Below are 15,562 nucleotides of genomic sequence, written 5' to 3'. Positions count from 1 at the left end.
CGCCGGAAGCGAGGTCGCCGAGGCCCCGGAGATCCCGTACGGCACTGCCCGCCAGGGCAATTCCGCCGGGACCCTGGCGGTCGGCGCGCGCTGACGGTCCGGTCAGGCCGGGGGTTCGGGCCTCGTCGCGCCCCGGTAGGGGAGCGGCTGGCTGTAGACCAGGCTGGTGGTCGTGCTCCCGTACGCGCAGATCTCGTCCACCAGGGTTTCCAGCCGGGCCATCGAGGCCGTCGACACCTTCAGCAGGTAGCAGTCCTCGCCGGTGATGCGCAGGCACTCCACGATCTCGGGACGCTCGTGGACGAACCGGCGGAACGGCTCGTGCCGGCGGTCGTGGTACTTCATCCGGATCACGGCGAGCACGGGCAGGCCGACCTTCTCCAGGTCCACCGTGGCCTGGTAGCCGGTGATGACGCCCGCCGCCTCCAGCCGCCTGACCCGCTCGGTCGCCGCGGAGGAGCTGAGGCTGACCCGGCGGCCGAGCTCGGTGAGCGGGATCCGCCCGTCCTTCTGCAGCTCGGTCAGGATCGCCCAGTCCGTCGCGTCGAGGCTCTCGGTCATCTCCCCAAATTACCGGCAAATGCCCGGTCGAAGCCGCCCAACGCAGGCAGGACTCTCTTCTCGCCCCAACGGCCGCTGGATAGCCTGTGAGCTGTGAATATCGGGGTGAACGTACCGAATTTCGGCCCAGGGACCACACCTGACATGCTCCGCCAGTGGGCGCGGACGGTGGAGGGGCTCGGCTTCGACCTGTTGATGGTCTCCGACCACGTGGTGATAACACCTGACGTGGCCGAGCAGTATCCGGCGCCGTTCTACGAACCGTTCACCACGCTGTCGTGGCTGGCCGGGATCACCGACCGGATCCGGCTGGGCACCACCGTGCTCATCATGCCGTACCGGCACCCGCTGCTCACGGCGCGGATGGCCGCCAACCTCAACCAGCTCAGCGGCGGACGGCTGATCCTCGGCGTGGGCGTCGGCTGGGCGCGGCAGGAGTACGCGGCCCTCGGCGTGCCGTTCGAGCGGCGCGGCCGGCTCACCGACGAATACCTGCGCGCCATGCGCGAGGCGTGGGCGGACGACGCCGACTACCGCAGCGGCGACATCCCGCTGTGGATCGGCGGCAACAGCGACGCCGGGCTGCGCCGTGCCGTCCGCATGGGCGACGCCTGGCACCCGCTGCGCTTCACGCTGCCGTACCTGCGCGAGGCGCTCGACCGGCTGGCGGCGATCGCGGACGAGGAAGGCCGCCCGATGCCCGCGCTGGCGCCGCGCATTCTCCTCAACCTCACCGAGACCCCGGTCACCGGGCCGGAGCGTCGCGCCGGCGAGGGCACGATCGAGCAGATACTCGACGACGTCGACCAGCTCCGCCGGCTCGGCGCGGGCACCGTCGTGCTCGACCCGTTCGTCGGCGATGCCCGGGAGACCGAACGACCCGAGGCCGCCTGGCAGGCGCTCGCCACCGTGGCCACCCACCTGAAGAACCCCCGATCGGAGCAGTCATGACCATGGATGACGAGAAGCACCTGCGCAGGGCCATCGAGCTCGCCGTCGGCGCCCGGGCGTCGGGAGACGCGCCCTTCGGTTCGCTGCTCGTCGGCCCCGACGGCGCCGTCCTGGCCGAGGACCACAACACCGTGCTCCGCGACGGCGACATCACCGCCCACCCCGAGCTGAAGCTGGCCAGGTGGGCGGCCCACAAGCTGGCCCCGGAGACGGCCGCCGGCACCACGATGTACACCAGCTGCCAGCCGTGCGGCATGTGCCAGGGCGCGATCGAGCGCTCGGGCCTGGGCCGCGTGGTGTTCGCGCTGTCGAACGAGCAGCTCGGCGAGCTCAAGCGGACGGTCACGACCACGACGCCGATCCTCGACGGCCCCGCCCTCTACGACGAGGCCAGCGCGGCCGTGGCCGGCTATTACGTCTGACCGGGCTCGCCGAACGCGCCCGCCCGCCTGCCCGCGCTGGTGTACCTGGACGCCATGGTGCCCGGCGACGGCGACTCCTGCTGGAACCTGCTCACCGACCGGGAGCGGCGAGCCGCCCTTCACCCCGGTGTGCCGGCGGCGCCGCCGCAGGAGTCGTCACAGGGTCGCCGCTTCCGCAGGGAAGATAGTCACGTGCCGAAACATGCGATATATGCATGTACAGAATGGATGATGCCCAAGCGACAGAAGGTGTAGCGCCGGGCGCCGAGGGTCCGGCGTTCATCGGCCGGGGCGCCGCCATGGCGACGGTGGTCGACACGCTCGACCGGCCCGCCGCGCTCATCCTGGTCGAGGGCGAGGCGGGCATCGGCAAGTCCCGCCTGATCGACGAGTGTCTCGCCACCCCGGCGCTGTCCGGCCTGCAGGTGCTGATGGCGGTGTGCCCGGATCTGCGGGAGCCCTTCCCGCTCGGCGCCGTGGTCGACGGGCTGCGGCACTTCCACGATCGGCTGGGCGGGCTCGCGCTGAGCCCGCTGGCCGGCGCGCTGCGACCGCTGTTCCCGGAGTGGAGCACGGTGCTGCCGCCCGCGCTGGAGTCGCTCGCCGATCCGCAGGAGACCCGCCACCGGCTGTTCCGCGCGCTCACCGAACTGATCGACGCCCTCGGCATCGACGTGCTGGTCGTCGAGGACGCGCACTGGGCGGACGCCGCGACCCTCGACTGGCTGCTCATGCTCTGCGCGTCGGGCGCGGGCAGGCGTTCGATCGTGGCCACCTACCGCCCGGCGGACGTCAGCGACCGATCGCCGCTGTTACGCCTGACCTCGCGCCTGCCCAGGAAGATGACCCAGGTGCGCGTCTCCCTGGAACCCCTGGACGTGCCGCAGACGCGGGCGTTCGTGGCGTCGATGTTCGCGGACACGCAGGTGTCGGAGACGTTCGCGGCGTTCCTGCACGAGCACACCGGCGGCATCCCGCTGGCCGTGGAGGAGACCGTAAGGCTGCTGCGTGACCGGCGCGACATCTTCCGGGACGCGACCGGGTGGCGGCGGCGGGTCGTGAAGGAGCTCCAGGTGCCGCCCACGGTGCGGGACTCGGTCCTGGAACGCGTCGCCCGGCTCTCCCCGGCCACGCGGGCGGTGCTGGAGGCGGCCGCGGTCCTGGAGACGCCCGCGGGCGAGTGCCTGATAGCCGCGGTGGCCGGCCTGGACGAGCACGCCGCGCGCGGCAGCCTGGCCGAAGCCCTCGCCTGCGGCCTGATGCGCGAGACCGCGCGCGGCGCCTTCACCTTCCGCCACGTGCTGGCCTCGCGCGCGGTGGCGACCGCGATCCCGGTCCCGCTGCGGCGCCTGCTGCACCGGCGGGCGGCCGAGTCGCTCCGCGACTCCGAACACCCTCCCGCCGTACGGCTGTGCCGCCACTTCCGGGAGGCCGGCGACGTGGGGGAGTGGAGCCGCTACGCCGAGGCCAGCGCCGGACTCGCCCTCGAATCGGGTGACGACCAGACCGGCGTCGCCCTGCTCCACGAACTGCTGACCACGGCGGAGCATCCCGTGGACCGGCGGGTGCGCCTGGCCCGCAAGCTCGGCCGGGCGGCGACGCTGACCGCCGAGCCGCTGTTCGAGCTGGGCGAGCTGGTCTGCGAAGCGCTGAAACAGGTGCTCGCCGACCCCGGCCTGCCCGAGGAGGAGCGCGGGGAGATCAGGCTGCGCCTGGGCCAGGTGGTCCTGCATCTCGGCAGGTTCGAGGAAGGCATGGCCGACGTGGAGACGGCGGTGTCGGAGCTGGAGCACCGCCCCGAGCTGGCCGTGCAGGCGATGCTCCTGCTCGCCGTCCCCTTCACCGCGGCCTGGCCGGCCGCCCGGCACCTGGCCTGGATGGACCGCGCCGTGGCCCGGATCCGGCACGTACGGGATCCGATCGAGCGCACGACCTTCCGCACCGGCCACGTCCTGTCGCTGCTCATGCTCGGCGAGCAGGAGGGCTGGCGGGTCGCGCAGACGATCCCGCTGACGGCGGAGACCCAGGTGGAACGCCGGGAGATCGTCAGGGCGCGGCTGATCGTGGCCCAGACCGCGCTGCTCTGGGGGCGTTACGCGGAGGCGCGCGAGGGCCTGGCCGCCATCGACGCCATCGTGAGGGAGATCGGCTACCGGCGGGTCGCCGACAACGTGCGGATCGGGCAGGCGCGGCTGGCCTGGCACACCGGCGACTGGCAGGGCCTGGACGAGATCGTGAAGGACGTCGCCACCTCGGAGTCGGCCGACACGGTGGTCCGTCTGGAGGCCAGGGTCATCCAGGGGCAGCTCGACCTCGCGTCCGGCATGCTGCCACGGGCCCGGAACCGGCTCCGGCTGGTGCTGGAGGCGAACACGCCGCGTGGCAGCGCGGATCCGTACGTGCTGCCCAACGCCGCGCTGGCCAGGATCGCCCTGTCCGAGGGCGACCACCGGGCCGCGATCGAGCTCACCGGGCCGATCGTGCGCATGATCGCCCACAAGGGGGTCTGGCTGTGGGCCACCGACGTCATGCCCGTCCACCTGGACGCCCTCATCGCCGCCGGACGGGCCGGTGAGGCGCACGCGCTCGTGTCCGCCTTCGCCGAGGGGCTGGCCGGCCGGGACGCCGCCGCCCCGGCCGCGTCCCTGGCCACCTGCCGGGCGATCGTCGCCGAGGACGCGGAGATGCCGTTCGCCGAGGCCGCACGGGCCTGGGCGGCCCTGCCGCAGCCGTACGACGAACTCCTGACCCTGGAGCGCCAGGGGCGGTTCCTGCTCGGCGCGGGGGCGGCCGGACGGGGGCTGGAAATCCTCGCGGACGCGCAGCACCGGCTGCGGGACCTCGGCGCGCGCTGGGACGCCGACCGGGTCGCCGGCCTGCTCCGCGGGCACGGCGTGGAGGTGGCCCGCACCTGGCGCGGCGGCCGCAAGGGCTACGGCGACCAGCTGTCGCCCCGCGAGATGGAGATCGTGAACCTGCTCGTGCGCGGCTGGACCAACAAGAGGATCGCCGAGCAGCTGCAGCTGTCGCCGCGCACGGTGGAGCGGCACCTGAGCGCAGCCATGCGCAAGACCGGCGTCGAGTCGCGCACCGCGCTGGTCATGGCTGTGTCGGGCGGCCAGGAACCGACATAGGTAAGTAACCCCGTACCGGCATTAAATGGGTGATCTGCCGACTCGCAGCGGTGGTCGCGCCACGCTGATGCTGATCTCTGTGGAAGACGATCAGCCAGAGCCCGAGCCCCCGGTGGAAGCTCCCGAGGAGCCTCCCCAGGAGGAACCGCCGCCCATGGGCGAGCACGAACCGCTGTAACCACCGCGCGGATCCTTACCCCCTCACGTTCGCGTGCCCGCCTGGTGGCACGGGACAGAAAGCCGGGAATCCATGAGATTTCTCAGAAACCAGCCTGCCCGGGCGGCCGCGGCCGGCGCGGCGCTCGCCCTGGCGGCAGTGACGGGCGGGGGAGGGGCGGGCACCGCCGCCGACCTGGCCACCCCACCGGATGTCCGGATCGACGCCCCGCAGAGCCCGCCCGGCGACCGCGCCGACCACGCCGACCACGCCGACCACGCCGACCACGCCGACCACGGCGCCCCCGGCAGGACGAGGACGTCCACGGTGACGCTGCTGACAGGTGACCGCTTCCGCGTCGAGACGGCGGAGGACGGCACCCAGCAGGTCAACCTGCTGCCGGAGGCCCGCGACGCCGCCGGTGGCACGTTCTCCCAGTTCAGCTTCGGCGGCGACACGTACGTGGTGCCGTCGGAGGCGGTGCCGTACGTCGGCGGGACGATCGACCTGAGCCTGTTCAACGTCAGCTACCTGGTGCGTGCCGAGCTGGACGACGAGCGCAGCGAGACCCTGCCGGTGAAGGTCACGGCCACCGCGGCGAAGGCGGAGAAACTACCCGCGACCAGTGTCTCGGCCATGGCCGGCGACGTCGCCAAGGCGAAGGTGACCAAGAAGGACGCCGACGGCCTCGGCAAGCTGCTGGCCCAGCGGTGGCGCGGCTCGGACGGCGCCGCGACCGGCACCCTCCCCGGGGTGGAGCGGATCGAGCTCGCGGTGCCCAAGGGCGCGCCCCAGCCGCCCGCCGCGCCGCTGGGGGCGGGCACCGTCAAGACGTCGGGCAAGGGAGTGCGCTTCCACCGGCTGACCATCGACGCGATCGGCCGCGACGGCAAGCCGGGGGTCATGCTCGGCGCGGTGACCAACGTCGCCGACGGGCAACTGGCCAACTTCGGCTTCGCCTACCCGGGCGAGGGCAAGAAGTCGTTCATGGTGCCCGAGGGCACCTACAACATCATGGCCAGCGTCCTCACCGGCCCGGCCACCGACCTCAGCTCCCAGATGGCACTGGTGACGAAGCCCGAGGTGCGGGTCAGCGGCTCGACGACCGTCGTCCTGGACGCCCGCGCCGCCGTGCCCTACCGGGCGAACCTGGAGACCCCGCCGCAGGCGGACCTGCAGCGGCTCGACGCGTTCACCTTCCTGCGCACCACCGCCGCGGGCGACCAGAGCGGCGTGAAGCCGGCCGGCCTGCTCTACGGCCTCCTCTGGAAGACGATCTCCTACCCGCCGAACGGCAACCCCGGCCTGTTCGCCATCCCGACCCGGCCGGTGACCAAGGGCCGCTTCGACTTCCTGGCGATGACCTCGCTGGCCGAGAACGCGGTCTCCGGTCCGGAGATGGGCTCCACCTACGAGCTGCTGTTCCCGTACGGCGGCGCGGTCCCCGCCTCGATGACCCATACGGTCAAGGCCGCCGACCTGACCACGGTGCGGTCGGTCCTGCACGACGCGCCGTCGGACAGCGGGTCCGAGGGCCCGGTCAACCGGCACAACTTCGCCTACCTGCCGTGGGGATGGACCGATTTCGGCTACGGCGGCCAGCCGGTCAAGGGCGAGCGCACCGACTACGTCTACAGCAGCCGCCCCGACCAGGTGATCTGGCAGAGCATCATGGGCCCCGACCGAGGCGCGCGGCTCCACGGCCCGCGCAGGAAGCTCCTGCCCGGTCAGGTGGTCAAGGAGGAGTGGAACCGCGGCCCGGACGTGCCGTCGAACGCCGCCACCTACGTCCAGCGCGCGCAGCACGGCATGCTCGGCACCGCCGACTCGGAGGTGCGGGATCCGCTGCGCCAGGTGTGCGTCGCCTGCAGGCAGGGTGACCTGGGCATGGTCTACCTCCAGGGGTTCGGCGACTCGGATCCGCTGCACTTCACCGAATGGGGGTGGACCTCCTCCGAGCTGTCGTTCCACCGGGACGGCAGGCCGGCCTTCGGCACGGGATACCAGAAGTACGCACCGGGCCCGGAGTCGCTCCCCCTGCTGCCGCACCCGGCGGAGTACCGGCTGAAGTGGACCACGGCCCATGAGGCGACTCCCGACTCGCCGGGCACCACGGAGTGGACGTTCCGCTCCGGGCCTCAGGACGCCGCGGCGGCCCTGCCGGACAGCGTGCAGTGCGCGGACCCGTCGATGCCGTGCTCGTTCCTGCCGCTGCTGTTCGTGCACTGGGACCTGGCCCTGGACCACGACTCGCGGGCCGACGCCGGCCGGTCGTTCGACGTGGGATTCCGGGTGTCGCGCCAGGAGCACCAGGCCGCGCCCGCCGGCGTGACGGCCACGGCCGAGGTTTCCTACGACGACGGCCAGACCTGGTCGGAGCCGAAGGCGGCCACGCGGAAGGCGGACGGCACGTTCACCGCGCCGATCACGCACCCGGACTACGCCGAGGCGGTCCGGTGGGTGTCGCTGCGCGTCAAGGCGCACGACGCGGACGGCAGCACCGTCACCCAGACCAACATCCGCGCCTACCGGCTCAACAGCTGACCGGGAGAGACGAACATGCGCACCAAACGGATCATGACGCTGACGGGCCTGGTGGCCGCCCTGCTCACCGTGCTCGCCCCCGCCGCCATCGGCGCACCGGAGCCGGCCACCCGGGCCATCTGCCCGGAGGGCGCCGACCCGGCCGCCTGCCTGCTGCGGGTGGCCGTCGACGGCGCCGGCCGCACCCTGGGCCCCGCCGAGGCCGCGAAGGTCACCTCGGGACCGCTGACCGCCAAGGATTTGCAGGAGGCCTACCGGCTGCCGTCCGACCTCCTCGGCGGCGGCCGGACCGTCGCCGTCGTCGTGCCGTTCGACATCGCCTCGGCGGAGCAGGACCTGGCCGTCTACAGGAAGACCAACGGCCTGCCCGCCTGCGACGAGGTCTTCCCCTGCTTCAGGAAGGTCAACCAGCGCGGCGGTGACACGCCGCCGCCGGGCAACTCCGGCTACGCGGTGCACGCCGCGGCCGGTCTGGACCTGGCCTCGGCCGCCTGCCCCAACTGCAAGCTGCTGCTGGTGCAGGCGGACGACGCCACCTTCGCCAACCTCGCCCTGGCCGTGGACCAGGCCGTCGCCCAGGGCGCGGACGCCGTCGTCCCCATGTGGGGAGTCCCGGAGTTCGAGGAGCAGGCCGCGCACGCGGCGTACTTCAAGCACCGGGGCGTCGCGATCACCTCGGCGTCGGGGAGCGGCTTCAACACCGACGGACGGTCACTGGTCCCGGCGGCCTACCCCACGGTGATCGCGGTGGGCGGGACCGAGCTGTGGCGTGACCCGGCCACCGAACGAGGCTGGAGCGAGAGCGTCTGGCGGGAGACCGGCTCGGGCTGCTCCCTCTACGAGACGCGCCCGTCCTGGCAGCGCAGCGGCGCCTGCGGGGACCAGCGGACCGTGGCCGACGTGGCGTCGGTGAGCTCGTCCCACACCCCGGTCCAGATCTACACCAGCGCGCTCGGCGGCTGGGCCGCGGCCTCCGGCACCCCGCTGTCGGCGGCGTTCGTCGCCGGCGTGTACGGCCTGGCCGGCACCGACTCGACCACCTCCGCAGGCCGGCGCCTGTACCGCGGCTCGCGCTACCTGTTCGACGTCACCACCGGAGCCAACGGCGCCTGCGCCGGCAGCAACGTGTGCGCGGGCAGTCCCGGCTACGACGGGCCCAGCGGCATGGGCACCCCCAACGGCACCGGCGCCTTCTAGGAGAATCCATGCGACCATCACGACTTCTTCGCGGGCGCCTCCGGCGCGCCACCACCATGGCCGGGCTCACCGCGCTGCTCAGCACCGCCGTCACGACGGCCACCCTCGCCCCGGCCAGTGCGGGCCCCGGCTGCGCTCCGGCCTGGAGCGTCATGCCGGCGGCGGCCGTCGACGCCGAGGCCGTCGACGTCACCGTCGTCGCCCCCGGCGATGTCAGGTTCACCGAGAACCTCTCCTTCGCCGGCGTCCGGACGCTGCGCTGGGACGGCCGGACGCTGGCCGAGGACGGCCCGCAGATCGCCGTGCCGCCGCGCACCTCCGCCTCGTTCAGCGCGGGTCACAGCTCCTTCGACTCGGCCGGCAGCGGCTGGGCCGACGTCCAGATGCACGGCTCGGGCGCCGCCGACGGAGCGAGCATGATCGCCCGGTGGTCCGGCGGCCGGTGGACGCTCACCCCGACCGCGACGACCGACCCGGCCGCCGGCGCGCCCAGGCTGAGCGACATCGCCTCGCTGACGCCGGACCTGGCGTGGGCGGTCGGCACCATCCACGGCGCCGGGTACCAGGCCCTGATCGAACGCTGGGACGGCACGGAATGGACGGTGGCCGACCATCCCGCCGCCGATCTTCCGACCGCCGAGCTGAGCGCCGTCGAGGCCGTGTCGGCCACCGACGTGTGGGCGGTCGGCTACTCGCGGAGCGAAGGCGCCTACCACCCCCTGGTGCTGCACCACGACGGCACCGCCTGGACGGAGAGCCCGCTGCCGGACATCGGGCCGAGCGGCTACCTCAAGACGATCAGCGCGACCGGGCCCGACGACGTGTGGATCGGCGGATTCTCCGGTGACGAGTTCAGGTCCGCGCCGCTCCTGCTGCACTGGGACGGGCGGAGCTGGAGCTCGATGCCCACCCCCGCGCCCGGACCGCTGGGCACGGAGATCATGCGCCTGTACGCCGCGGCGCCCGGCGACCTCTGGGCCATCGGGACCGACACCGCGCAGGTCAACGGGTTCCGGCTGATGCACTGGGACGGCACCCTCTGGCAGGAGGTCAAGCCCCAGGGGTCCCAGCCGCCGGCCTACGGTTTCAACTTCCTCGACGTGGACGGCAGCGGCCCGGACGACGTGTGGGTGGTGGGCACCTCCACCTTCACCGAACCCTCCGGCATCGAATATCCCTACCTGCGGTCGCGACGGATGATCGCCCACCTGAGCTGCGGGGGCAAGTGAGATGAGACTGACGAACCTGGCGACGGCGGCCGCCTGCGCCCTGACGCTGGTCGCGGGGACGCTCGCCGTCACCCCCGGTGCGGCACAGGCCGACCCGCCCGCGAACGAGCCGAAGATCGCCCAGGACCTGATGACGACCTTCGGCAAGGCCGGCACCGCGGACTTCTGGGTACGCCTGTCCGACAAGGCGGACCTCGCCACCGCGAGCAAGATCCGCAGCAGGACGCCCCGCGGCCAGGAGGTCGTGGCACGGCTCAAGGCCACCGCCGACAGCTCCCAGAAGTCGTTACGCGAACTCCTGAAGGCCGAAGGGGTGAAGTCGACCTCGTTCTGGGCCACCAACGCGGTCCACGTCAAGGACGCCCCCGAAGCCCTCGCCAGGAAGATCGCCGGAATGCAGGGCGTCGAGGAGATCCGCGCGCCCAAGACCTACAAGATCCCCGAGCCGGTGCGGACCGAGGCCCTGTCGGCCACCGTCCAGGGCCTCGCCTGGGGCGTGAGCAACATCAACGCCGACGACGTGTGGGCCGAGACCGGCCGCCGAGGCGAGGACATCGTGGTCGCCAACGTCGACTCGGGGGTCCAGTTCGACCATCCCGCCCTGGTCAGGTCCTACCGGGGCAACAACGGCGACGGCACCTTCACCCATGACCACAACTGGATCGATCCGCTCGGCGACTGCGACACGGCCGCGCCCTGCGACAAGCACGGGCACGGCACCCACACGATGGGCACCATCGCCGGCGACGACGGCGCGGGCACCCGGATCGGCGTCGCCCCCGGCGTGAAATGGATCGCCGGCGTCGGCTGCCCGGACGGGTCGTGCCCGGAAGAGGCCCTGATCAAGTCGTCGCAGTGGATGCTCGCCCCCACCGACCTGTCCGGCCAGAACCCCGACGCGTCCAAGCGGCCGCACATCGTCAACAACTCCTGGGGCTCCGACCCCTCGAACGACCCCCTGATGGAGGACATCCAGCTGGCATGGGCGGCGTCGGGGATCATGGGCATCTGGTCCAACGGGAACGCCGGTCCCGGCTGCAACACCTCCGGCGCCCCCGGCAGCCGCACCATCAACTACTCCGTCGGCGCCCACGACGTCAACAACCGGATCGCGAGCTTCTCCAGCCGGGGCGACGGCCAGGACGGCCAGGTCAAGCCGGACATCTCCGCCCCCGGCGTCGCCGTGCTGTCCGCCCTGCCCGGTAACGCGTACGAAGCCTGGAACGGCACCTCGATGGCGGCGCCGCACGTCACCGGAGCGGTGGCCCTGCTGTGGTCGGCACGCCCCGAATACGTGCGCGACCTGGACGGCACCCGGCTGCTGCTGGACCTGTCGGCCATCGACACCGACGACAGGAGCTGCGGAGGCACCGCCGGCGACAACAACGTGTACGGCGAGGGCCGCCTGGACGCGCTGGGCCTGCTCCACGCCGGCACCGCCGGCACCGCCACCCTGTCGGGAACCGTCACCGACGCGGCCACCGGGCAGCCCGTCGCCGGAGCCACCGTCGCCCTGACCGGCCCGACCAGCCGCACCTTCACGGTCGGCGCCGACGCCGCGTACGCCTTCACCCTCGCCGCCGGCGAGTATCAGGTGCGGGTGACGGCCTTCGGTTACCGGACCACCACCCAGACCGTCACCCTGGCCAAGGAAGGCGCGATCACCCACGACGTGGCCCTGCCTCCCACCGAGAGGATCGACCTGACCGGCACGGTCGCCGACGGGTCCGGCCTGGGCCGCCCGCTGGGCGCGAAGATCACCGCCGACGACGGCGCCGGCCACCGCTGGACCGCCGAGGCCGACGCGGCCACCGGCGCCTACACCCTGCCCCTGCTCCCCGCCACGACCTACACCGTCACCTACACCACCGCCGAGCCAGGCTACGAGCCGGCCACCCGCCAGGTGGTCATGGGTGACGCCGATCAGCGCCTCGACGTGGGCCTGACGGTGTCGCTCGCGTGCACGGCCGCCGGCTACGAGGTGACCCGCGAGGGCAGCACCCAGCGCTTCAAGGACAGCAGGAAGCCCCGGGGGTGGACGGTCAGCAACGTCAGGCTGGGCATCCCCAACTACGACTACGATCCCGGCTGGGTGTTCTCCGACCACGGCAGGCGGGGCAACGACACCGGGGGTGACGGCGGGTTCGCGATCGTCGACTCCCTCAAGTCCGGCAAGGGCCACATCCAGAACAGCTACCTCACCAGCCCGGCGTACGACCTGACCGGCAGGGGCAGAGCCACCCTGGAGTTCGCCCACGACCTGGAACCGGCCGTCAACTCCACCACCTCGGTGGACCTCAGCCTGGACGGTGGCCGCACCTGGAAGACGGTCTGGAGCGTCAAGGGCTACCCCGGCGCGCCCGGGCCGGCGACGCAGGTCATCCCCGTCCCCCAGGCCTCGGGGCAGGCCGACGTCAAGTTCCGCCTGCACTACCTGGGCCAGCACTCAGGCTGGTGGGCCGTCGACGACGTCTTCATCGGCGACCGCACCTGCGCCGTCGCGAGCTGATCCCCTTCCGCCACGCCGGGCCGCCCCCGGCGTGGCGGCCTGCTCCAGCCGGGCGCGGAGGGTGGCGCAGCAGGCCAGGACCTGATCCCGGCTCTTGGCGTACTTCAGCCACGCCGGGAGCCTGCTGGCCAGGCTCCCGTTGCGGTTGGGCTCCCGCTCCCGGATGGACGCCCGGACGTACCGCTCCAGGAAGTCCAGGTGCTCCGCGTCATAGGCCCACAGCACCTGGTTCCGGCACGGCGTCTGCAGCCACAGCTCGAACCCGGCATGGCGGGCGACGCCCGTGCGATCCCCGGGCCACCAGCCGGGGAGGGAGGCCGGTCACGGCGCCGCAGCCGGGACACTTCACCGCCATCCGCGACGGCGGCGGGCCGCCGGGCCGGGAGCCACGGCGATGGATCTCGCGGCCGCAGCGGCGGCACCGCCCGCCGGCGACGATCTCCAGGCGGCCCGTCCGGGCCGGACCGGCCGCCTGGCCGGCGTGGCCGCAGGACAGGCAGGTCACGCGGCCCCCGCTCACGACGGCGCAGGCCGCGCAGCGCGGGCAGCGGACCAGGACCCTGGTCGCCCGCAGGTACTGTCGGGGGTCGCCACGGTCGGAGAACCGGCGAGGATCCGCGCTCATGCCGGCACGATGCCATCGCGGACGGCTTCCCGGCACCCCGATCCGGCTCGACGGCGTGAACCCGATCACATCCGTCTAGCCAGATGCCCAAACTATGGTTAGCCTTGCCTAACTGTTGAATTTTGGGCGGCAATGCCCGAACACGAGAACGGAAGCACCACCATGCGCGCATGGCGCCCGGTCCTGGCATTCGCCGCGTTGAGCGTCGTGCTCGCTGGTTGCGGGTCGGCGGACACCGCCGGCACCACCGGCACCGCCGCCTCCGCGGCGGCCTCCGCCGCGCCCGCCGGCCCCTGGTCGTTCACCAGCGGCAACGGCGAGGTCGTCAAGGCGGACAAGACCCCGACGCGGATCATCGCGCACGCCGGTGAGGCGGCCGCGCTGATGTCCTTCGGCATCAAGCCGGTCGGCATCTACGCCGACGAATCAGTCAAGACCGACGCGAACCTCAAGGACCTCGACCTTACCGGCATCGAGATCCTGGGCCAGGAGTGGGGCAAGATCGACGTGGAGAAGGCCGCGGCCCTGCGCCCCGACCTGATCGTCGGCGACTGGTGGCCGGTGGAGAAGGCGTACAGCGGCCTTGAGGAAGGCGTCGACGAGAAGAGCAAGAAGCTCACCGAGCTGGCGCCGATCGTCGGGGTCGCCCAGGGCAAGTCGATCGTCGATCTCGCGAAGGGCTACGAGGACCTGGCCAAGAGCCTGGGCGCCGACGTCGACGCCCCGGAGATCGCCGCGCACAAGAAGCGCTTCGACGAGGCGCTCGCCGCCTTCAAGGAGGCGGTCGCCGCCAAGCCGGGCCTCACGGCGGCCGCGATGCTGGCCGCCGACGACAAGGTCTACGTGGCCAACCCCGCGTACGCGCCCGAGCTGCTGGACTTCCAGAGCTGGGGGCTGAAGGTCGTCAACCCGGACAGCCCCGACCCCGGATTCCCCTACTGGGAGAACCTGAGCTGGGAGAACGCCGACAAGTACCAGCCCGACCTGATCCTGTACGACGGCCGCAGCTACAAGCCGACCTCCAACGCCGAGTGGGGCAAGAAGCAGCCCACCTGGTTCAAGATCAAGGCGGCCAAGGCGGGAGCCGTCGTGGCGTGGCCGGCGTACTGGCTGCACACCTACGGCGACTTCGCCGACGAGCTGGACAACCTGACCACGGCGATCAAGGCCGCGGACCCGAACATCGGCGACTGATCGCCGCCGATGAGCAGTTCGACACCTCTCGCACGCCGAGCCTCGGCCCTCGGGCCGGGGCTCGCCCTGCTGTGCGTGCTCCTGGCCCTGGTCGCCTTCCTCAGCGTCACCCTCGGCTCGCGCTCGATCGGCCTGCCGGAGGTGCTGCGCGCCCTGGCGAGCCTCGACGCCGACGCGTCGATCAACAGCACCGTGACGCTGGAACTGCGCGTGCCCCGCACGCTGCTCGGCATCCTGGTGGGCGCCGCCCTCGGCGTGGCAGGCGCCATCCTTCAGGGCGTCACCCGCAACCCGCTCGCCGACACGGGCATCATGGGCGTCAACTCCGGCGCGGCCGTCTGCGTGGTCTTCGCCATCACGGTGCTCGGCGTGCGCGGCGCGGGCCTGTACGTCTGGTTCGCCTTCGCCGGCGCGATCGGGGCCCTCGTGCTGGTGTACGCGATCGCGTCGCTCGGCAGGGAGGGCGCCACCCCGGTCAAGCTCGCCCTGGCCGGCGCGGCCGTCACCGCCGGCCTGGCCTCGGTGACCACCGGCATCGTGATGACCAACGTGGACGCGCTCAACGAGCTGCGGTTCTGGCAGGTGGGCTCGCTCGCCGGGCGATACGCCCCGATCCTGACCGGGGTCGCGCCGTTCCTCATCCTCGGCCTGATCGTCTCGCTGGGTTTCGGGCGCACGCTCAACGGGCTCGCGCTCGGCGAGGACATGGCCCGCGGCCTCGGCCAGCGGGTCACCCGGACCCGGGCGGTGGCGTTCGCCGTGGTCGCGGTGCTCGCCGGCGCCGCCACGGCCGCCTGCGGGCCGATCGTCTTCGTCGGGCTGGTCGTCCCGCACGTCGCACGGTTCATCTGCGGCCCGGACTACCGGTGGATCCTGCCGTACTCCATGCTGCTGGCCCCCATCGTGCTGCTGCTCGCCGACGTGCTCGGCCGGGTGGTGGCCGCGCCCGACGAGCTGCAGGTCGGGGTGGTCCTCGGCGTGCTCGGGGCGCCGGCCTTCGTCGGCATCGTCCGCTACGGCCGGATGTCGGAGGCCTGAT

Annotated in this window: 11 protein-coding genes; 9 read left to right on the top strand and 2 right to left on the bottom strand. The window is 72.5% G+C overall.

Features of this window, described 5'->3' with window-relative positions:
- Positions 1-102 precede the first annotated feature (102 nt).
- Entirely contained in the window at positions 103-561 is a 459-nt protein-coding gene (locus tag ADY59_RS04905) for an Lrp/AsnC family transcriptional regulator (RefSeq protein WP_049558202.1), read from the bottom strand.
- Positions 562-705: 144 nt separating this feature from the next.
- On the opposite strand from ADY59_RS04905, the gene ADY59_RS04900 reads away from it, so the two are divergent.
- The 7 genes from ADY59_RS04900 (at position 706) to ADY59_RS04870 (ending at position 12,704) form a co-directional block, all read left to right on the top strand.
- Positions 706-1,512 carry an LLM class flavin-dependent oxidoreductase gene (locus ADY59_RS04900; RefSeq protein ID WP_231618550.1) on the top strand — a complete coding sequence of 269 codons (807 nt, stop codon included), beginning with the start codon at positions 706-708 and terminating at the stop codon, positions 1,510-1,512.
- Positions 1,509-1,934 carry a nucleoside deaminase gene (locus tag ADY59_RS04895; RefSeq protein ID WP_049558200.1) on the top strand — a complete coding sequence of 142 codons (426 nt, stop codon included), beginning with the start codon at positions 1,509-1,511 and terminating at the stop codon, positions 1,932-1,934. The genes ADY59_RS04900 and ADY59_RS04895 overlap by 4 nt, the downstream gene beginning before the upstream one ends.
- Before the next feature lie 215 nt (positions 1,935-2,149).
- Positions 2,150-5,068, top strand: a complete 2,919-nt coding sequence (locus tag ADY59_RS04890) for a helix-turn-helix transcriptional regulator (protein WP_082309863.1) — start codon at positions 2,150-2,152, stop codon at positions 5,066-5,068.
- A 250-nt stretch (positions 5,069-5,318) separates the two neighbouring features.
- Entirely contained in the window at positions 5,319-7,769 is a 2,451-nt protein-coding gene (locus tag ADY59_RS04885) for a hypothetical protein (RefSeq protein ID WP_049558193.1), read from the top strand.
- 15 nt (positions 7,770-7,784) lie between these two features.
- Positions 7,785-8,966, top strand: coding sequence for a S8 family serine peptidase (locus ADY59_RS04880; RefSeq protein ID WP_049558191.1), 1,182 nt, complete (start codon positions 7,785-7,787; stop codon positions 8,964-8,966).
- An 8-nt stretch (positions 8,967-8,974) separates the two neighbouring features.
- A complete protein-coding gene (locus ADY59_RS04875; protein WP_156325305.1) occupies positions 8,975-10,195 on the top strand; it encodes a hypothetical protein in 1,221 nt (406 codons plus the stop codon).
- Position 10,196: 1 nt separating this feature from the next.
- Positions 10,197-12,704, top strand: a complete 2,508-nt coding sequence (locus tag ADY59_RS04870; protein WP_053174437.1) for a S8 family serine peptidase — start codon at positions 10,197-10,199, stop codon at positions 12,702-12,704.
- Here ADY59_RS04870 and ADY59_RS48370 read toward each other — a convergent pair.
- On the bottom strand, positions 12,642-12,929 hold the full coding sequence (locus ADY59_RS48370) for a hypothetical protein (RefSeq protein ID WP_049558181.1): 288 nt from the start codon (positions 12,927-12,929) through the stop codon (positions 12,642-12,644). The genes ADY59_RS04870 and ADY59_RS48370 overlap by 63 nt on opposite strands.
- 562 nt (positions 12,930-13,491) lie before the next feature.
- Here ADY59_RS48370 and ADY59_RS04860 point away from each other — a divergent pair.
- Complete coding sequence (locus tag ADY59_RS04860; RefSeq protein WP_156325304.1) at positions 13,492-14,523, top strand: ABC transporter substrate-binding protein; 1,032 nt, start codon at positions 13,492-13,494, stop codon at positions 14,521-14,523.
- Positions 14,524-14,532: 9 nt separating this feature from the next.
- The gene (locus ADY59_RS04855) at positions 14,533-15,561 is read left to right on the top strand and encodes a FecCD family ABC transporter permease (protein WP_049558179.1); all 1,029 of its coding nucleotides are present in this window, start codon (positions 14,533-14,535) and stop codon (positions 15,559-15,561) included.
- Position 15,562 lies beyond the last annotated feature (1 nt).

The sequence above is a fragment of the Nonomuraea sp. SBT364 genome, from assembly GCF_001083785.1.
In the GTDB taxonomy this organism is placed as follows: Bacteria; Actinomycetota; Actinomycetes; order Streptosporangiales; family Streptosporangiaceae; genus Nonomuraea.
Note: the sequence above shows the minus strand (reverse complement) of the source record. Positions and strands in the feature narration are given on the sequence as shown.